At 56.4% G+C, this 20,901-nt stretch carries 12 protein-coding genes; all 12 read right to left on the bottom strand.

What is annotated here, in order from left to right:
- Window positions 1-67: 67 nt before the first annotated feature.
- Entirely contained in the window at window positions 68-1,204 is a 1,137-nt protein-coding gene (mcrC, locus tag PHD44_RS03465) for a 5-methylcytosine-specific restriction endonuclease system specificity protein McrC (RefSeq protein ID WP_300188089.1), read from the bottom strand.
- On the bottom strand, window positions 1,204-3,426 hold the full coding sequence (locus PHD44_RS03460) for an AAA family ATPase (protein ID WP_300188087.1): 2,223 nt from the start codon (window positions 3,424-3,426) through the stop codon (window positions 1,204-1,206). The genes mcrC and PHD44_RS03460 overlap by 1 nt, the downstream gene beginning before the upstream one ends.
- 12 nt (window positions 3,427-3,438) lie before the next feature.
- Window positions 3,439-6,426 carry an HsdR family type I site-specific deoxyribonuclease gene (locus PHD44_RS03455; RefSeq protein WP_300188085.1) on the bottom strand — a complete coding sequence of 996 codons (2,988 nt, stop codon included), beginning with the start codon at window positions 6,424-6,426 and terminating at the stop codon, window positions 3,439-3,441.
- The gene (locus PHD44_RS03450) at window positions 6,419-7,615 is read right to left on the bottom strand and encodes a restriction endonuclease subunit S (RefSeq protein WP_300188083.1); all 1,197 of its coding nucleotides are present in this window, start codon (window positions 7,613-7,615) and stop codon (window positions 6,419-6,421) included. The genes PHD44_RS03455 and PHD44_RS03450 overlap by 8 nt, the downstream gene beginning before the upstream one ends.
- Window positions 7,612-9,288 carry an ATP-dependent helicase gene (locus PHD44_RS03445; protein WP_300188081.1) on the bottom strand — a complete coding sequence of 559 codons (1,677 nt, stop codon included), beginning with the start codon at window positions 9,286-9,288 and terminating at the stop codon, window positions 7,612-7,614. Before PHD44_RS03445 ends, PHD44_RS03450 begins: the two co-directional genes overlap by 4 nt.
- Entirely contained in the window at window positions 9,285-11,210 is a 1,926-nt protein-coding gene (locus PHD44_RS03440; protein ID WP_300188079.1) for an AAA family ATPase, read from the bottom strand. Before PHD44_RS03440 ends, PHD44_RS03445 begins: the two co-directional genes overlap by 4 nt.
- Entirely contained in the window at window positions 11,207-12,721 is a 1,515-nt protein-coding gene (locus tag PHD44_RS03435; protein ID WP_300188077.1) for a class I SAM-dependent DNA methyltransferase, read from the bottom strand. Before PHD44_RS03435 ends, PHD44_RS03440 begins: the two co-directional genes overlap by 4 nt.
- Window positions 12,718-14,637 (bottom strand): AAA family ATPase, encoded by a 1,920-nt coding sequence (locus tag PHD44_RS03430; RefSeq protein WP_300188075.1) that lies wholly within the window; start codon window positions 14,635-14,637, stop codon window positions 12,718-12,720. Before PHD44_RS03430 ends, PHD44_RS03435 begins: the two co-directional genes overlap by 4 nt.
- Complete coding sequence (locus PHD44_RS03425; protein WP_300188073.1) at window positions 14,625-16,121, bottom strand: class I SAM-dependent DNA methyltransferase; 1,497 nt, start codon at window positions 16,119-16,121, stop codon at window positions 14,625-14,627. The genes PHD44_RS03430 and PHD44_RS03425 overlap by 13 nt, the downstream gene beginning before the upstream one ends.
- A 65-nt stretch (window positions 16,122-16,186) precedes the next feature.
- Window positions 16,187-17,596, bottom strand: a complete 1,410-nt coding sequence (locus PHD44_RS03420) for a DNA-processing protein DprA (protein WP_300188071.1) — start codon at window positions 17,594-17,596, stop codon at window positions 16,187-16,189.
- Entirely contained in the window at window positions 17,593-19,671 is a 2,079-nt protein-coding gene (locus PHD44_RS03415) for a RecQ family ATP-dependent DNA helicase (protein WP_300188069.1), read from the bottom strand. Before PHD44_RS03415 ends, PHD44_RS03420 begins: the two co-directional genes overlap by 4 nt.
- A gap of 1 nt (window position 19,672) precedes the next feature.
- Window positions 19,673-20,578, bottom strand: a complete 906-nt coding sequence (locus tag PHD44_RS03410) for a YafY family protein (protein ID WP_300188067.1) — start codon at window positions 20,576-20,578, stop codon at window positions 19,673-19,675.
- Between the last annotated feature and the right edge of the window lie 323 nt (window positions 20,579-20,901).

Below are 20,901 nucleotides of genomic sequence, written 5' to 3'. Positions count from 1 at the left end.
GCGTTCACCGCTTCATCCAGTCGCGCCAGAGTAACCAGAGGGAGGTTTGATGAAGCGCGATCAAATCTTACTGACCTGTCACTGGCTGAATCGGGTCAAAGAATCGCAGCAGTTGCGCTCGGATGTCCGCAGGAGTTGCTGTCAAATCCACAGTGGCAAATCGAATGGCGTGCCCCTGGATCAGCACTGTCTCGTCGACCATCTGGTCGATCGCGGGATGCAACAACAATCCACTCGCGTGATCTGCAAGCGCATCGCCGCACCCAACCTGGGAGTGCAGATAGGCGTAGATCTGGTACACGTATCCGCTGCGCAGGGTTTCCTCACGGTACCAACCGCTCGTCACAATCGAGGTGAACTTGGTATCGATGACGATCCGCTGCCCGGTTGAGGGGTGGTCGAGCACGACATCAGTTCGCATCGTCGGCAGGATCTTGTCGATCCCTGCCGTCCTCTGCTCGATATGCCAGCCCATCGTCCCTCCGCATAGCACCCGCCAGCCCTGCGGACTCAATACGACTTCGTAGAAGCCGCCCACCGCTCGCTCGAACAAACGGCGTACCCACGTCGCTTCTCGGTCCGGCAGAGAGAGCACATTCGCACCCGACGCCTCCGTAGGTAGTACTAGGTCGAACGCCAGCTTTGCGACTGCCACCATGAACCGGTCGTCCGCATCGTTACGGCCGAAACGATCGGTGCTCATTTGGGCGCGGGTCGGTGCGTCCCCTGATACACCCATTGCCTTCATGCCACCCGCAAGTGCGCGGCACCGATGGGCAACGTCCTTCCTCTGAACGATCCTGGAGATGGACTCCAAGGCTGCTCGGACGAAACGATTGCGTGGGGTGTCGATGGTGAGTTCGTCGAACCGGCACGCCACCAGGCCTCTATCCATCAACTGATGGCGTTCGGTTGTCAAGACGGCGATCCGGCCACGCACGCGATTGATCACTGCGTCACGAGATCGATAGCCGAGACTTAAGCGGCGACGTTGTCGCACTTCAACCGCATGGGCAAGAATCTCGGCGACGAGGTCTGGCAGATCGTCCGGGCTGTCTTCCAGACCGACCTTGCCGATACCGCGAGTGCGGAACAGGTCCGAGGCATAAAGCATCAGCAACCAAAGGTTGCGCACTGGAATCCGCCCGATGAATCCCTCCGCGCTCGCGGATGCGCTATCCACCTGTTCTGCGAATGCGCTCATCACCAACCCTGGGTCAGCCGTGCAATCGCCTTTTGTGCTTCGTCGGGCGCGTCGAACCAGTATTCATCCAGCAACGGGCCGATCTCCGTCTCCACGACCTGCTGGAACCACTTCTTCGTGTCTCCCGCCTCCAGTCGATGTGCGGGTGTCACATAGCTGTGACCAATCCGGAATTGCTTGCCAAGGCGCGCATCCGCCGCGATCTGGTCGTTCAGCTCGGCGATACGGCGTTCGATATCCGCAACCAAGCCAGGATCGACAGCACACTCCTTGACCACCCAATCCCGCCAAACCCGGCCCAGTCTTGGTTCCAGCCCAACGAAGGCAAAGCGTCGACGCAATGCCATATCGACCAGCGCAAGCGATCGGTCGGCGATATTCATAGTGCCGACCACATAGAGATTCTCGGGAATATGGACGGGACGTCGTTTGCCGTCTGCATCCGGATAGCAGAGTTCCAGCGCTTCGCTGGGTGTCCGCTTGCCGGCCTCAAGCAGCGTCAGCAACTCGCCGAAGATCTGCGCCGGGTTTCCACGGTTGATCTCCTCGATCACCACGACAAACTTCGACGAAGGCTCCTTCGATGCGGCCTTGATGGCTTCCATGAAGACACCGTCCGCCAGCGACAACTTGCCTTCGCCAGTGGGGCGCCACCCTCGAACAAAGTCTTCGTAGGACAGGTTGGGGTGGAACTGCACTGCACGGACCTTGCTGTCGTCCTTCTGTCCCATTAGCGCGAACGCGAGCCGCTTGGCTAGCCAGGTCTTGCCCGTGCCCGGAGGCCCCTGAAGGATGAGGTTCTTCTTCGTGCGGAGACGATCGAGCAAGCGGTCAATCTCGGCCCGCTCTAGGAAACAGCCGTCCTTGAGGATGTCCTCCACCGAGTAGGGAACGATTGGCGCTGCCACCTGAAAGGCTTCGCTAACTTCACCTTCAGTTTCCTGTTCTGCTCCGGTATTGGTACCGATATCGCCAGTCGGCACAGGCTCGTCAACCGGGTCTTTGTACATCCAGGACGCAAGCGACAAGTCCGGGAAACTGTGGACCGGATAGCCGTCTTCGCCGAAGCGCGAACGCAGATCATCCAGCAGCTTCAAATAGCTGCGAGCATCGCAAGGCCCCTGCTGGCCGCTGGTGGCAACATTAAGACCAAGTCGCTTGTTGATGTAGTGACGCGACTGGCTGTCAAGGGTCAAGAAATCCCAAGGGTGTGCCCAGTACAGGCCAGTTGAAAGGTTCCATGCCACGCCCCATACCTGAGTCGCGGCATCGTAGGCCTGAATGAATGTGTCTCGGCCCTCGGGTTGATCACTTTCCACCAACTTGCTGGCGGCAGCGAACACATGCCACAAGGCATCAATGTCGCCCGCGCCCCGCTTGTCGGCATAAGCAAAAAACCACGAACGCTGATTGTTCAGAACGGGAATGCCCTCGAATGAAGGCGGAACCGGAACCGTTACGCCCAGCAGTTTGGCCAACTCTCCCGCGATGGTCTTACGATTGGCATCGGTCATCGAACGGTTGAAGGTACCCATCACGGTGAATGGACAAATATCCTGCAGTGGTCCGCTGCTCTCGTCAGGAAACTTGTCCTGCAAATAGCTCAGGCCCTGAACCCGCGTAGCGATTTGATGGATGCCTGCGATGAGTGCGGATCTGTCTTCGGCGTGATCGAGAAGTTTTTCGGCGACGGCTTCGTAAAAGTCCGTCCACTGGAAACGCTGTTTTTCAGGCACCACCGTACCGAAGCGCTCGCGCCAGAAAGGTTCATTGCGGAAGCGATCCAGATCTTGCGGCTTGCCTTCAAACGTGAAGGCGATCAGGGCATCATTCATCCAGTCACCCGGTTGCACGCGCCAGATCGTCCCCCGGTGAGTATAGAAATACCATTCTCGTACAGGCTCGGCTTTGGCCCAGTCCACTTTCACCCGCTTGCCGTCGTTCGGGTTCTCAGTGATCGTGCCAACAGCCTTGATCCCCATTACTGAAACCGTGCGTCCTCGGTTATCGAAGGGCAGACCGTGCTTGCGCGTGTAGGCCGCCTTGATGGCGATTCGCTCGCCCGGCTGCATGGCTCGTACCATGTCGAGAAGCTTGTCGTCGTAGCCGTTCTCCCAAATACCCTCCTTCAGGAAACGCGGCATCTGGTCATCGGTGCCGCCATAGCTTGCACCGACGAACCAGGTGGTGCCGGAGGATAGGCTGTTCTTCTTCTCGTCCATGCGTGCTCCCTCTTAGTAATACTGCCGGATATAGCTGTATGCCTTCTCGAATAGCTCTTCATCCGCATGCAGCTTGTATTTGAAGAGAGCCTTCCGCAGCGCCTTCTTGACTTCACGCTCACCGGCCTGCGTACCTTGCCAGCCCGGGAATCGAACGAGGCGTACGATTTCGTCGATATCCGCGACCACGCGTTCGACCATGATGGGCGTCTTGGCGGTCTTCACCTCGTTGAACAGTTCGGTCAGCGCCGCCTTGCCACGATCCTCGTCCTCTTCGGGCGGGACCTCCTTCTCGGCCTGTAGCGTCTCCTTGGCGATCTCCAGTAATTGCTTCAGAAACTCGACGCTGTTGATCTGTCCAGATTCGAAGCGGTCCTTCAGGGCATCCAACCGTTCGGACAACTGCTTAAACTTTGGATTGCCCGCGTGTTCGCGAAGCCGACGCTTGAGCTTAATCTCAATCTCCTTGGCCTTCTTCGGGTCGGGGTTCGAGAGCACCGCCTCCAGCAAATCGGCGTCGAGCACCAACGTTTCAAGGTCGTCCCTCACAGCGTCGACGTGCACGTTCTGATGGATCAGCTCGATAGTCTTGGCACCCAGCGAATGCCAGATCAGCTTGCCATGTCCGCTGGAAGGTTGCACCGACTGATACACTTGTGACAACCACTTGTAGTCTTTCTCAAATGAGATCAGCACGGCGTCCGGTGATAGAGCCTCCCAGATGCGGGTCAGCACCGTGTACTCGGAGGCAAAGTTGTCCCGCACCTCGTTGTTGGGTAGGCACTCCTGCGCGGCCATTAGTCCCTCATAACCCTGCTGATTCCGGTCAATGCCAGGAAAAAACGCTAGGCACTTCTGCATGGCTTCGGGCAGCTTGTCCTTCAGCTCCTGAATGTTGCTCACCACCTGCTTGACGCTCTGGTCGTCAAATTCCAGTGCTGCCGCCACGTCATCGAAGATGCCAAGGTAGTCCACGATCAGACCGTGGGTTTTCTGCTCGGAGTAAGTGCGGTTCACCCGGCAGATGGCCTGGAGCAGCGTGTGGTCGCGCAGCGGCTTGTCCAGGTACATGGCCTGCAGAATAGGCGCGTCGAAGCCGGTCAGCAGCTTGGCCGTGACGATGATCAGCTTCAGAGGGTCGGCCGGGTCGCGGAAGCGATCGAGCAGCCGTTCTTCCTCATCGCGTGAACGGTCATAGGCCGCATACTCTGGGTGTTCCTTCTTGTCGGACGCCTGCACCGACATCACGATGTCCGTGGCCTCGGGCGGCAGCAGCTTGTCCAGTTCGGCCTTGAACAACAGGCAGGACTCACGATCGAACGTGACGATCTGCCCTTTGAAGCCGTTGGGTTCCACCTTGGTCTGAAAGTGTTCAACGATGTCTTCGCATACCTTGCGGATGCGCTCGGGCGTCTTAACCAGCACGGCCATCTTGGCGGCGGTCTTGGCGAGGTTGTCCTTGTCGAGATCTGAGAGGCCGCCGGTCAGGTCTTTGTAGGCAGCGTCCAGCGCGGCCTTGTCGATGTGCAGGTCAATTAGTCGGGGCTCGAAGTGCAGCTTCAGCGTGGCGCCGTCGCGAATCGACTCTTCGAAGCCGTAGCGGCTCATGTAGCCCTTTTCGTCCTCATCGGCACCAAAGGCGTAGAAGGTGTTGCGATCGGCGCGGTTGATCGGCGTGCCGGTAAGTCCGAACAGAAACGCATTGGGCAGGGCTTCGCGCATCTTGCGGCCTAGGTCGCCTTCCTGGGTGCGATGGGCTTCGTCTACCAGGGCAATGATGTTGCTGCGGTCGTTCAGGCTGCCTGTGGCCTCGCCGAACTTGAAGATCGTGGTGATGATGATCTTGCGCACATCCTGCGCCAGCAGCTGCTGCAGCTTCTCGCGCGTGTCGGCCTTTTCCAGATTGGGTATGTCCGCCCCGGTGAAAGTACCGGTGATCTGTGTATCGAGATCGATCCGGTCCACCACGATCAGTACCGTGGGGTTCTTCAGCCCGGCGTGCATGCGCAGTTTCTGCGCGGCAAACACCATCAGCAGCGACTTGCCCGAGCCCTGGAAGTGCCAGATCAGCCCTTTCCTGGGGTAACCGGCCAGCACGCGCTCAACGATCTTGTTGGCCGCTTCAAACTGCTGGTAGCGGCAGATGATCTTGATGCGGCGCTTCTTCTTGTCCGTAGCGAACAGGGTGAAGCTGCCCAGAATATCCAGCACCACACGCGGGCGCAACATGCTCTCGGCCGACAGCTTGAGCGATTTCAGCGGGTGGTGCTGACCATTGTCGCCATCGCCATCCAGATGCCACGGCCCCCAGTCCTTGACTGGCAGCCCGATGGAACCGTAGTGGTAGGCTTTACCCTCGGTGGCCACCGAGAACACATTGCAGACGAACAGCTCTGGCACGAACTTCTCATAGTCGTCGTGCACTTGCACCGCGCCATCCACCCAACTGATGCACTTCTTGACCGGTGTCTTGGCTTCGATCAGCACCAGCGGCAGACCGTTGACCAGCAGCACCAGATCAGCCCGGCGTTCGGTGGGGCCTGCACGGTAGGTGTACTGCTGGGTGACGATGTAGAGGTTCTGCGACAGATCATCCAGGTCGATCAACCGCACCGGCACATGCTCGTTGTTGTGGCCGAAGGGCATCGAGCGCTCGCCGCGCATCCAGGCGGTCATCTCCTCGTTGGCGCGGATCAGCCCATCCGAGCGCACCGACAGCACGATGGCGCGCAACTTGTAGAGCACTTCATCGGCTCGGTCGGGCTGAGCGGCAATTTCCGGATTTAGGCGGATCAGCGCATCGCGAAGCCAAGGTTCGACCAGTACCTCCTGAATCTGGCGCGGCACCTCAGCAGGGGCGGCGTAGCGCCAGCCGATGCCTTTGGGGCTGGGGCCGTAGCCGGCTTGCGGTTCTTGAACAGCATTGGCCGATATAGACTTGATTGGGCCGGCGAGTAGGTCGCGGACGTAGGCTTCGACGGTGTTGGCTTCATTAAACATTTAAATCTCCGTCGAAAACATTCCGAAGTGCTATCAGCTTTAATAGCCGGGCATCAGTGCGACGCTGCTTCATAGCCAAGACTGAAACTTCAATCTCATCAAATTCTGCAGCGATGTTCCTTTGTTCATCTATGCTGGGAATGTGAGCTTTCAAGCGACCAAGAATCTTTTCATTTATTCCGGGCATCACAGTTCCGTATGCCTGCCCTTGAATCCAGTTTTGAGTTACTTCAGAGCGTAGAAAATGAAAGAAATATCGCGGATCGATTTCATCACTCTTCACTCTAAATCGAATGCAGTCAGAACCAACGAGATAATCGTTGTACTCAGGGGAAACGAAAATGAGATTGCTCATATCTCCTTTGCGTCCCATAACCATATCGCCCGTTTGCATCCAATATTTTTGTAAGCGCTGCCAGTCCTCAGTACCAATAAAAGGGCCTTCACTGACGTCCAGCTTCCCGTCTTTCATGTTTACGGGATTAATAATTGGAATGCCTTCAGTCCTGTAAGCAGACGCTTTCAGAACGGTGCCAAACGGACCAGTTTGCAGAGTAAGGCGACCGTCTGAAATTAGTTCTGAACAAGGAATTGACTGCCGCCCTCTACTTTCGGAGAATTTTTCTACCGCCAACGACGCACGTAACTTATTCAAAGCGAACTCAGCTACTCTCAATTCATCAATTGCGGTTTCAAAAGCCTTCATCAATTCCAAAATTTTCTGCTGTTCGTCCATCGGCGGCAGCGAAAACTCGAAGTCCGCCAAACTCGTCCAGTTCGTGCGCGGGCTCAAGGAGCCTGCCGACGTACTTACTGCGTGATCGAAGAAAGCATCGGTCTGGCAAATGAATGGCAGCAGCTCCGGCAGCAATACCTGCGCGTCCTTGGTCTCCAACACATAGATGTCACCGGAGCACACCCCAGCGAAATCCGCCACAGCCACCTTGCGCTGATAAGCGCGACGCTTGCCGAAAAGCACCTGTCCTGGCTGAAACAGGCTGGTGAAGGTCACACCGTCAGCGACATTACCCCAACTGCGGATGCGCAAGTCACCGGGCTCGAGGTGTTCCAGACCGACGTAGCGTTCAATGCCATCGGCCAGCGGATCTTGGCTGCGGGCTTTCGAGAGGCGCACCACGTCGCCGAATTTCACGCGGCGCCAACCCGGTTTTAATGTCTTATTGTTCATTTTTCTTGTCTCATAAACGGCGCGGCATAACCGAAGTATTCATTTTGAACCGTGCGTTGCACATCCCAGCGCCTCGTATGTCCCACTGGACGCTCCCGTTGATCGGCATGCGTAAGGACCAAGCGCTTTTTGGCACGAGAAACCCCAACAAAATAGGCGCAGCGGTTTTCGTCCTGATTGCCAAAGAAGATTTCATTTTCGACAGCCATGATGATGACCGAATCAAACTCAAGGCCCTTGCTCTTATGAATGGTCAGTATCCGCACCGCTTGGTCGTCTGAAAACCGCTCAAGGGCTTTGGGCAAGTCAGGCTCCAACTTCAGCAATTCCTCGATCCTGGCCTTGGTATCACGGACAACCTCTTTCAACCGATCGTGCGACTCGTAGTCCGGTGAAAGCGACACCAGTGTTTCGATACTGACTTGTTTCAGGAATGCCCGAACAAACTCCCACCAGCCGGAGAAGGGCTCGTCGACCAGCTCGGCAATGGCTATCACTTTTCGTTGTTGCTTGATGAGCCGATCAAGGTCCTTGCGCGCGTTCGACTGAATGTCATCATCGGCAAACAGAATCAGCTGATTCATCAATCGAATCCATGCGTTGGGCTCGCGCTGACCATATAGGCAGGATAGATAATCCACGATCAAACGTGCAGCCGGCTCGACCGTGATGTCCTGCATCTGCTGCTCGTTACGGAAGGGAATGCCACGCGCCTCCAATGCCGCCATCAGATGATCAGCGTAAAGGTCGAGCTGATTACGAATCAAGACTGCTATTTCCGCAGGAGGCACCTTCTCGGTCTTTATCCAGCCTTCAATTAAGTCTGCAAGGTAGTCAGCCTCCTTGCGGCTATCTTCAAAGCGCCACGCGAATATCTCGCCCTCGTCGCCGGCAAGCTGCCCATCAGTCATGACGGATGAGGGGTCGAGCTTGCGAATGATCTCGTTCTGCAGGCGCAGCAATCGGGGCTTTGAGCGAAAGTTACGGTACATATTGAGCGGGACGGCGGCAAAGTCTGCAACGAAAGCCTGAAAGATGCCGTCCATGGCCCCCGCCCAACCCATGATCTTCTGTTTGGTGTCGCCCACGGCGGTCAAGCGAATGCTCGTACCTTGAAAGGCAAGCTTGAGCAGCTCGTACTGCTGGTTGGTACAGTCCTGAAATTCGTCGAGGAAGACATCGCTGTAGGTTTGCCGGATTGCGTTCCGCGCGACTGCAGACTGTCGCAGAATCTGGATCGCAAACGGCACCAGATCGGAAAACTCGATCAAGGTCCGTGATGGACCAGGCTTTCGATCTGCAATTTTGTACCCAACATCCAGCGCATACTCGCCCGTCAACACCGGACGGAAACGATCGATGATGCGTTTGGCAAATGCGTGGAAGGTATAGCTGTCAAACCGCGTGGCAAGCTCTGAACCACAGCGCCGTTTCACCCGCTCTTTCAGGTTGCTGCTGGCATCGACCTTGAACGAGATTGCCAAGATCCGTTTGGGATAGCGACAGGTACCCGTGCGCAGCAGGAAGTCTGCCCGCTGCGCAAGCATTTCCGTCTTTCCAGCGCCCGGACCGGCTGTGAGCGCAAGACTTTGCACCTGCTCCTTGGCCGCAATCAGGGCGTTGGGTTCAAGTGTCAGCCCATCTGCAGGCTTCCAGGCGTCGACCGCTATCACTCCGGCAACTCCGCGAGCTTGGCGATGACGGCATCGGCCAGTCTGCTCAGAGTTGCTGGCATCTCAGCCAGCAACTCTTCATCAGTCAGCTGGGCCAGTGCATCAATATGGGCTGCGGGTTTGCTCCCGAGCTTGAAGCTCTGGTGGTAGGTGTTGAATAGCTTCTGTTCGTCTTTGTTGTACTGGCTTGCGTCGTGGTGTTTTTTCCCAAGTACGGCCTTGATCGTTGAATCATCTGGCTCATCCTCTTCGACGCCGTAGGCTTCTGGAAAGGAAAGCAACATCGCGAAGTCGAGGTCCAAGGGCTCGGAAAAGTAGACTCCGCGACTCTCCAATTCACGGAAGACACTCTTCTTATCATCACCAAAATAGTAATGGGTTCGAACTGGGGCTTCCGTGGTGTTCCATTTCGGCAGGTCCCAGTCTTCAGGAAGTGCTTTCGCTGGCTCATACTTCGCAAGTTGCTTGTTGACGACTTTGATTCGTCCCCAGCCTGCGGCGTAACGAGCTACATCCAGATCGAGGAGTGTCAGATAAGGTATCTGCAATGCCGTGAGCAGGCGCCAGAAGTGATTGACATGACGTCCCCCCAAGGGAGCTATCGCAACTGCTGACTCATCAACCGGCGCTCCTTTGGCCTGAAGAATGCGAGGCAATACGATTTCTTCACTGTCTCCCTCTCCAAGTACCACAAGGCGCGAGAAATAGATTTCCGGAAAGGCTTGTACGGCCTCGCGCACAAACTTGTGAGCTTCATCAGCGGGGTCTGGCAGCTGGATATGCGTGACGCGCGATGTTCGCTCCTGGGTCAGTCGCAGATAGCGGATACGTTCCGGGGCGACGCGACGCAGCATCGACGGCGCGTGGGTCGCAATCAGTGCTTGCGCATCACCATCTCTGGTCATCTCGTTGAGCGCATTGACGATCCGCCCAAGGTAGTGCGGTGAGAGACTGTTCTCTGGCTCTTCGACCGCCACCACCGTAAACACGGGTGGTCGCAGCTTAGCTACGTCGAATGAATCGTCTTCTTCAGCTAGGACAGCGCGACCGATGGCTTGTGAGGACAGCACGAGCGACAGATATAGCATCGACTTCTGGCCGTCGCTCAATCGCGAGAAATCGACCAGATGCTCGTCATGGCCAGGTGTGAAAGACACCGACATGTGCCGTAACAAGGCTTCGATCTCAGACGCTACAAATGTGAGCTTGGGATCGGCAAAGAAGCTCCCCTTGTGCAATGCACTCCATGCTGTTTTCAAGCTTGTGCTGAACGCATTGATTGATGGATTGGCCGCCAAGCTGTCGCTGATTTGATCAGTCAAGCCCTTGATGGCACTTCGCTCTGCGTCCCAGTTCACCGCGCGCAGCATGCGTCCCAGCAATGCATTGGCACCGTAGGCAATGTGATCAGCGGGATCACGGCGTGCGGGTAGGTAGTGGACGTGAATGTGATTCCTATCCATCCGAGGAACCGTAGCCTTCACCAAGGGAGTTCCGTCAGCATTGAGGTCAGTTACATACTCAAAGCATTCTTCTATGTCCCCATCCTGTCCCATGGTGGCTGTCAGGCGAAAACGCACACGGGGTATGCCATCGACTTCGTCAAGGCGCATGTGGCCGAAATGAGGTGCTACCGTGCTGTTGTCTTCGTCGTCACTAAGTTCAGGGAACAGAAAGTCGGCTTCGATCCATAGCTGCCGCTCAACCAGCGGGGTCTCCTCATTGAATGGGACATGAAAGTCCGAGCGCAGGATTCGGCGCAGTGACGGATCAAACGCGAAGAGCCGACACAAGGCCTGCAGAGCAACTGTTTTGCCAGACCCATTGGGCCCGATGAGGTAAGTTATCTCCTCCAGCGAAACTTCGGTGGGCACCGCTCCGAAAGACTGGAAGTTCGATAGTCGGATCGTTTCAAGTTTCATTGGGTGTTCTCAGCCTTGGAAAGTCCATCCAGCGTTCCAACCAACGCGTCCATCTGCAGCCAGAACGCACGTCCCTCGGTTTGCCATTTGTCCCAAGCGGAGTGCAGTGACATCACTTCGCCATCGCTGTCCGTAGTGACGGCTGAGGAGATGCGCTTCACGTACATCGGGATTGAGAGGTTGCCCGCATTGGCACCAATGTCGGCCAGTGTCGCGACCTTGGCGAAACCAGATACGTCCACAAATCCGTTGAAAGCGCTCAGGATGCGCTGCTGGTGCTCAGGCTTGAGAAAGCTCTGGGCCCGTTCCCGCGTGACCTCGTTCACCGCATCAATGAAGATCACCTTGCCTTTACGAGCATCTGTCTTCTTGCGGTTGCAGATAACGATGGCCGACTCCATCGGGGAGTTGTAGAACAAGTTCGGACCCAAGCCGATTATAGCCTCGACCCAGTCCTGTTCGACCATCTTGGTGCGCATGGCTTGTTCCTCGTTCCGGAACAAAACGCCATGCGGCCAGAGCACCGCACAGCGGCCCTTGGCGGTAAGGCTAGTCAGAATGTGCTGCTGGAAAGCGTAATCGGCGCGGCCCTGCGGCGGCGTGCCAAGCGAGTTGCGACCCCACTTGTCATTGCTCCAAGCCTCGCGGTTCCACTGCTTGATAGAGTACGGTGGGTTGGCCAGGATCACATCAAACTGCCGCAGGCGGTCGCCTTCGATGTGCTTGGGGTCCGCCAGGGTGTCGCCGCGGATGATCTCGAAGTCCTCCACGCCGTGCAGGAACAAGTTCATGCGGGCGATGCTAGATGTGATGAGGTTGCGCTCCTGCCCATAGAGCTTGAGCGTGCGGTACTCGCCGCCAGAGCGTTTCACCTCGTCCAGCGCGGAGATCAACATGCCGCCGGTACCGCAGGTGGGGTCGTAGATTGATTCACCAGCCTGAGGTGCCAAGAGTTGGGTCATTAAGTGGACGACGGTGCGGTTGGTGTAAAACTCGGCCGCCGTGTGGCCGGAGTCGTCCGCGAACTTCTTGATCAGGTACTCGTAGGCGTTGCCGAGCTCGTCCTCGGGCACGTTGACCACCGACAGTGTCTGGGTCGAAAAATGCTCGATAAGATCCTTCAGTGTTTCGTCGGGCAAACGCTCGCGGTTGGTCCAGGGTGCGTCGCCAAAGATGCCGTCGAGCAGATCCGGGTTGGCGGTCTCAATAGCACGCATGGCCTTCTGGATGGCCGCGCCGACGTTTCTGGGTGCCTGGCGTATATCGTCCCAGTGAGCACCTTGGGGTATCTGGAAGCGGTGGTTCTCGGCAAACTGGGCATAGGAGAGGTCGCCATTGGAGTTGGCCAGCGCCGCCTGGTATTCCTCCTCCCACACATCCGACACGCGCTTGTAGAACAGCAGCGGGAAGATGAACTGCTTGTAGTCGCCGGCGTCTATCAGGCCGCGCAGCAGCACGGCGGCGCCCCACAGGTAGCTTTCAAGTTCTTGTTGGGTAATGCGTACCGTCATAGGGCTTTGACTCTTTCGGCAATGATCGAGAGTTCTTCTCTTGCGAAATCTGGCAACAAACCCCAGAAATCAGTTGAAATAAACCGGATGAGCTTATCGAGTTGTTTCGATCTGTACCCCTCTGGGAGATAGGACTCTAAGTCACCCCTTGAGAGAACAAAGATTTGTTCATTTCTCTTCGACTGTACGAACTGGTCAACCAAGTGCTGCTCCTCCTCAGCCAAATCACTTCGCAACCTCCGCCGCCGTCCTTTTATGTACTCCCAAAGAGCTTTCAGATCATCGATTGAGCCGGAAGAAATCGCTTCGTCGAGTCTCGAAGCCAACGAATCACCATCCACGCTTTTTGGGTTATCAATGACATCCCTCTTAATCTCCTGGCCGTTCAGCGTAAACAACGCCTTGATTTCAACCGAACCTATCTGGTTCAAATAGTCCTGATCGGCTATTACCACGTATGGCACCTGGCAAGCTTGGAGGATTGCCTCATAGGGTGCAAAGAACCCCTTGCCGCCAACGCTGACAATTTCGCAGGTGCACGTAGTGCCTGATGTCACGCCAAGTCGCTGAAACACTGCGTCGAAGAAGATACGATCCGAGATACCCTCAACCAACACAACCTTGTCAGCGAAGAACATTCGCTCATTGTTTTGGCTGTTGACGATCGAGAATAGGTGTTTTGGCTCCGGAAGCTCATTGTGGTTTAGTCGAACGATGGCACTTTGCTGATCGATACTATAAACACGGGATACATATTGGATTGAGGACGGTGATACGAAGACTGGAGAATGCGTTGCTAGTAGAAATTGGTTTCCAGTCTCTTCCGACAATCGTTCGAACAGTGAAAGGAGGGTCCACTGCCAACGTGGATGAAGATGTAGTTCTGGCTCATCAACAACAATTAGCGCATCGCGGACGTTAAGTGCATATATAGCGAACAAATACGTGAGGAGCTCTTTTTCGCCTGATGATGCTGCCCCCACCAGAAATCTTGACCCTTGCTTTTCGAGCTGTACATCGTATCGATTCGTTAACGGGTCAATGCACTCCAGATTCCATCCATAACCCAAGTCAGAGAGTATTGATGTAAGAGATTTAATTTCGGGATCGTTGTAAAAATCTTGCTTCGCCTTTCCCGTGTCACGTTCAAGGAGCAGTCGGTAGCGTCTCGCAATCCTACCAATTGCCAGAGTAACAATTGATCCTCCTGCGCGTGAAGACGCTGCGTCTACCCCTCTCTTGTGATCGAATTCGTTATACCCTGCCAAGGACAAAGACGACTGAAATCCGCTAGCCGCACGGTTCACCGGTAACGAGACCATTGGCATAGAGAGCTTCGCCCCCCCCATTTCCTCACGTAACCAGCTATCACCCTCATACAATGCCAAGTAGCGCTGAAAGATCCGTGCAGCTGGATCTGAATTCGGTTGCATGACATTGTTCAAGATGCGGTAGGTAAAACGCTGCCCTGACTGCAGGAGAGACGGATCCCAGTTTGCGGCGTCTCTTATGGAGAAACCCACATACTTATGCTCAGTGAGCTCCGAAATCTCTATGGCCGTATTTTGCATGGATGAGATATTCTCGATATCTCTGACAGTGACCTCGAGTTCTATTTCAACGAGTTGTTGTCGACCTTGCCCTCTACTGTGCGGTTCTAGCACCGTACTGTTCAACACGTCGTTGCCGATAAACTCATATCTATCCGGGTTCTGGGGCGTCGGTGATTTGCGAGGCGTTACTGAAGACAGCAAGTGTCGACGGAGAATTGTTGTCGCCGTATCCAGCAAGTTGGTCTTCCCCCCACCATTAGGACCAATGATGATGGAAACATTCCCATCGAGATGGAGCTCTGCTGGCTCAAGAAAGCTTCTTACGTTTTCGATTAGTATTCGCCGCAACTTCATGCCATCCATTCTCCCTCGACCATAACTTTGGCAAGACGTTCTTCGGCCTCGCGACAGCGGGTGAGCGCATCCTTGAACGCAGCGATGGCTTCCGGCAGCGGCGGGACGTCTTTCTGCAGAGGCGGCAGGACATAACGTGAGATATTGAGTGTCCAGTCCTCGGACTTGATTTCATCGATACCGACGATATGTACGGCATCCTGAACATCCTCAAATTTCTCGAACCAGCTCTGGATTTCGAGGGCATGCTCGGGGTCAAGGTAGTTTTGAGCACGACCCCGCTTAAACAGTTGGGAGGCATCCGCGATCATGACCTTGTGACGACGATCAACCGACTTCTTCTTTCGAAGTACCAGTAGGCAGGCGGCCAGGCCGGTACCGTAAAACAAATTCGGTGCCAGGCCGATGACAGCCTCGACCAGATCCATTTCCAGCAGTTTCTGCCGGATATTGCCCTCCGCACCTTTTCGGAACAAGGCGCCTTGAGGCAGAACCACGGCCATTCGGCCAGTCACATCAGCCATCGACTTGACCATGTGCTGCACCCACGCGAAGTCACCGCTGGACGAGGGCGGCAGACCGGCAAAGTTGCGGCCAAAGGGATCATTCAGCCACAGGTCTTCGCCCCACTTTTCCAGCGAGAACGGCGGGTTGGCGATCACACAGTCGAAGCTGGCTAGCCGGTCGCCCTCAAAGAAGGCAGGGTTGCGCAGCGTGTCGCCGCGTACTATCTGGAAGTCCTCGATGCCGTGGAGGAACAAGTTCATCCGCGCGATGGATGATGTGGTTAGGTTCTTCTCTTGCCCGTACAGCTTGCCCCACAGCCGCTTTACGTCGCCGTGCATTTCTTTGACGTGCTGCACGGCTGCCAGCAACATGCCACCGGTACCGCAGGCCGGGTCGTAGATGGTCTCGGCTTCCTTGGGATCGAGCATGTCGATCATCAGCCGCACCACACTGCGCGGGGTATAGAACTCTCCGGCCTTCTTGTTGGTGGCATCGGCGAACTTCTTGATCAGGTATTCGTAGGCGTCGCCAAGCAGATCCGAATTGACGTTCTTATTGCCGAACGGCAGCTTGGAGAAGTGCTCGATCAGGTCCTTGAGTAAGGCATCCGACAGCCGCTCCTTGTTCGACCACTGGGCATCGCCGAACACGCCGTACAGGGTGTCGGGGTTGGCCTTCTCGATTTCGCGCATCGCACGCTGAAGGGCCGTACCGACATTGCTTGCTTTGGTGCGAACGTCGTTCCAGTGGCAGTCTTCCGGGATCTGGAAGCGGTGTGACTCGGGAAACCAGGCAAGCTGCTCGTCGCCGGTCTCATCAACGATCTCCTGGTACTCCTCGTCCCAGACATCGCAGATGCGCTTGAAGAACAGCAGCGGGAAGATGTAGGTCTTAAAGTCAGCAGCATCCACCGGGCCGCGCAGGATGTTGGCGGATTCCCAGAGGTGACTTTCGAGTTGGCTGAGGGTAATTCGTTGGTCGCTCAAACGCATAGCCCTTCTATATCGATGCCGTCACACTGCGGCTTGTTTTCTTGTTTGGTTTTCATCGGTTACTCGAACAGCCGCTTTTGCTTGACGATGTAGCTCGCAGGCTTCTTCTGCTTTTCCAACACACCTTCGTCAACCAGACGCTGCAACCATGCCTTGGCCTGCCGGTTTGACACATCCAGCGCGGCCGCCACTTCGGCTTCTTTCATCGGCGTACTCAAGAGTTGCTGAATCGCTTTTCGTACGGCAGCGAAGAGCACTTCTGCCGGGGTCGATTCCGGCTGCGAAGGTTCCTTGGCCTCACCTATCGGCGCTACGGCCTCTGGTGTGACGGACGGGGGTTCTACCAATGCCGTAGCCGGTGGCTGCGCATCGGAAACAACGTCGACTGGTGAGGATGGCTGACTCTCGGCCTGAGGCAATGGCGCGGTGTAGGGTGGCACGGACGCCGTTGGCTTGGCGTCAGCCGACGTTGGTTCTTCGTTTGAAAACAGCGCAAAACCAATCTGTGGGGATGCTGTCGGCGTTGGCATCGCCATGTTGAACACGTCCTCGAACGAATCCACGTCTTGCGGGTTCGGCCAGGCAAGTGCGCCCTTCTTTCGCAAACCATCCAATCCGGCTGAAGACTCGCCCGTCGATCGAATGAAGACCGGAACGAACTTAAGTTTGTCGAGCTGCTCGACAGCGCCTGCCCAGGTACCACCTTTGTTGAGGTCGGAACTGACCACCAGTGAGGTGTCTGCCAATGCATAAATCAGCTTGTTCCGCTGCATGGCGTTGCCAACATTGAACCCGGCACTCGGGTCGTAGGGCGAAATCAGCACCAACTGCCCATCGAGCAGCAGGTTGCGGTGCTCGCGGTTCATGGTGGTCTTTTCCAGACTGTCCGCCAGCACACCACAAACTTTTCCACCACCCTCGAGTGCGCCACGCATAGCGGCCTGATCTATGCCCTTGGCGCCACCGGAGACAAGCGTTCTCCCTGCCCGAGCAGCGAGCCGGCCAACTGCCACTGTGTAGTCGATGAGGGCGTCGTCGACATGGCGCGATCCAACAACGGCAAGTCCGCCGGTTTCGAGCAAAGCCATGTCGCCACAGCCGTAGAGCACTGCCGGGGCGTCTTCGCGCAGGCGGGCCTTCAGGCGGCGCGGGTACTCTGCATCGGCACGGCTAACTACCCAGATGGCACGTGCCTGCCAGCGCTCGATCACTTGGCTCAGCAGGAATCCGCGCCCCAGCAATTTCTGCAGGCGGCTCGCGTCAATCACCGGTTGGCACGCACGCAGGATCTCAGCTGCATCCGGCGATAGGAGATCCGCAGGCTGACGCTGGATCTCGCGCAAATGACGCGCGAGACGTTTGTATTCACCAGGCGAGAGCAGATCCGATGACGCAGTGCCTCGTCCGGCAATGAGCGGCGCAGTCAGCAGCAGGATCGCCTGGGTGTTGGGTGAAAGGACTGGCGTCATTCGTCGTGCCCCGTCTGTGAAAGGGCCATCGGCCAAACCGCACCGCTACCGCTTTTGCGCAGCAGCCATGCAGACACCGTCAGCGTCCAGCGCGAGTCGACCATGTCATCAACCAGGAGGACCGGGCCGGGAGGAATGGGCTGGCCGTTGAGTGCGAGCGAACCATCAATGTTGCGCGCCTGTTGCGTACTGTTTGCCATCGTTTTCTGTTCGGGCCTTGCGTCTGTTTTTGCGATGACCATATGAAATGGCAGACCCAGCGCAGCAGCCAAGCGTTGCGCGAAATTCGGCACCAATTCGGGATGCCGGAGCGAAGGAACGCAGGTCACCCAGGTCGGGCCCGGTTGCGGATTCCACTCCTGAATCATCTTCACGCACGCAGCAACGAGGTCATCGGAAAAGTGGCCGTCGTGGTATTTGCCCTGTCGAACCAAGCCACCCCAACCGGCATCGCCCCAGACGCAGAGGGCCTTGCCTTGCTGCGCTTGATAGGGAATGGTGGATGCGGTGTGAATTCCGTACTGCGGCATTCCCCCCACGGGCCATTTTTTGCGAGGTTCGATGGGCAGACTTGTGCGACAAAGAAATTCCTCGGCTTCCCGAACCAGCAACTGATCTACGTCTTCTGAAAGTGGCGGCAACGACGGTGGGCTGACAGTGCTTGAATCGCCATCAAGCGCATCAATCAGAAAGCCCATGTGCTGCCCGAAAGGCAGAGAGACGTATTCCTGCATTTGCTGGAGTTCGGCACGCCTCAATTTGGTGAGCCGGTCTGCTCGCGCCCAGAATCCGTCTCCTAGCTTGGCTGCAGTAAGCTGCCACTTCGTACCTTGCTTGGCGATCGGCGCTGGAGATTCGAGAGAGAGTGCCGTGATAGTCTTCTCGATGCGGCCTTTGCTCATGTTCACGCAGGTCATGAGGTCAGGTATTGAAAGTCCTTCCGGTGCCTCATTAAGAGCTCCCAGGACATCGTCTACCTCTTGGCGAGTTGGGAACGCGCTACGGATAAACCAGTCGGTAATTCCTTCTTCTTCATCTCCGCTCAAGAGCACGCCATATGCAGATTCCAGCGCTCTTCCTGCGCGCCCTACTTGCTGGTAATAGGCGACAACTGAGCCGGGCATCTGAAAATGGATAACGAATGCCAGGTCCGGCTTGTCGTAGCCCATACCCAATGCGGTGGTCGCTACAAGTGCCTTAACCTTGTTCTCCTGCAGAGCCTGCTCTAGCTCCTCACGCCGGTCACCTGTCTTACCTGTATAGGCCTCTACAGCAAAGCCCCGGACCTTGAGCCAATCCGCCAGTTGATTGGCATCTCGGATAGTGAGTGTGTAAATGATGCCGTGCCCTGGAAGTGAACTGAGTTGCTGCGCGATCCATGCCAGACGGACAGCCTGACTGGGTAAACGCATCGTTTGCAGCGTCAGAGAACCTCGATTCAGGTCACCACGCAGCACATTCATATTGGGGCCGAGCACAGCCACAAGGTCCTCCATAACCCGATCGTTTGCTGTTGCCGTTGTGGCCAGCAGGCGCAGATTGGCTGGAAGCGTTCTGGCGATACGTTCCAGCAGTCGGTAGTGAGGACGGAAGTCGTGCCCCCAATCGGAAATGCAATGGGCCTCATCGATAACCATCAGCGAAATCTGGCCTGCGATACCAGCCAGAACCTCTGTGTTAAACCAGTCGTTACCCAGTTTTTCTGGTGCTATCAGCAGAATGTCCACTTCGTTTCGACGGAGCTTGGCTTCAACCGATTTCCATTCATCCTGGTTATCGGAGTTGATGGTGGCGGCGCGAACCCCCATCCGCTCTGCCGCTGCGATCTGGTTTCGCATCAGCGCCAGCAGCGGCGAGATCAATAATGCAGGGCCGGCTCCAGTTTCCCGCAGCAACTTGGTCGCGATGAAGTAGACAAAGCTCTTACCCCACCCAGTCTTCTGCACGACCAGCAAGCGGCCTTTGCCGTCGACGATGTGACGAATGGCATCTTCTTGGCCGTCGCGGAAAGTGGCATCGGCGCGTCCGGAGCCGATGCGGAGAAGCTCCAGCGCGCGTTTTGGGTCGTAGGCCACGTTATTGCTCTCCCTTGTTTTGGTCGGGCGAGCGGTACCCCGGTGCCAACACAGCGTTTTTGACGCCGTACAGCGCCAGGTGATCTTTCATCCAGAGCCTGAATTCATAACCGCGCAGACTGTGGTCCGGAGAGCAGTCCACACTCCACTGTCGCAAGATGTATCCGGCGGTGGCAGCACGCAGCTTTATCCGCAGTGCACCGCGAACCATGCCGTAATCCATCTCCGTAATTTCAGAGCGGGGCTGGTCCGGGTGCGGCACTATCTCCAACTCCACGATCCGGGTCCATTGGATGTCCTGATCACTGCGCTCATGGGGCTGCACATCTGCATCCCTCATAAGGACCGGGCGCTTGATACGGGTGATGACGAAATCCCGAAACTCTTGGGACTTCCGGTCGAAGGCGCGGACGTGCCAACGGAGACCGTTGTCGATCAGCGCGAACGGGACGATCTCCCGCTGCGTGCGGCCACTGGAGATGGAGTGGTACTCGATGCCGAGCGGACATTCCTGGTGGATTGCCCGGGTCACGCTCGCCAGCACATCCAGATCAGGATGCGTGAGCCGTGACGGACTCTCGCTGGCCACCCAAGCCTTGAGCCGCATCGGCTCACCATCGCCAAAGCCCTGGGTCAGCCACGACAGCACCCGCTCCGGTGGGAAGTCGAAGACTGGTCGAAAGTCCGGACCTATGACGTAGGTCTTGGCCTTGGAGTCGTAGTCAATGTTGCCGGGGGCCAACTCCTTGTACAGCGCCAGATCCCTGGATGCGGCAGCGGATTGGATGCCAAACCGCGTGACCAAGTCCTGACGGCGTATCTCCCCGATGAATCTCACGCGCAACTCCACGAACGCTAGGCGGTCGCGCTGTGGCTGGGTGAGTTCTGCAAGCTGCTCGTTCGACATCCTGTGGGTGCTCATTCGGGTTAGCGAAGGTTGGTGCGGGCTACTGCGGAAAGTTTATCGTGTGCTCTAGAATGAGTCCATTAAACTATAATCGTGCGGTGATACGGTGCAAAACGATAACCACCTTTGGTCAGTAAGCAACCAGATTCAGGATAGGGGGAGAAAAGCCATAATGGCTTAAATTGCAGAACAAGTCATTCAAGGTGCCGCTGCTCAGATGGGGCGCTTCTTAGACGCGTACCTTAATTCCAGTGTTGAAGTTGTAGAAAAAACTGAAAACCTCTCGGGCAAGCAGGTAAAGTGTGAGACACGAGATTCGATAC

It is taken from the genome of Halothiobacillus sp. (assembly GCF_028710545.1).
Taxonomy (GTDB): Bacteria; Pseudomonadota; Gammaproteobacteria; order Halothiobacillales; family Halothiobacillaceae; genus Halothiobacillus.
Note: the sequence above shows the minus strand (reverse complement) of the source record. Positions and strands in the feature narration are given on the sequence as shown.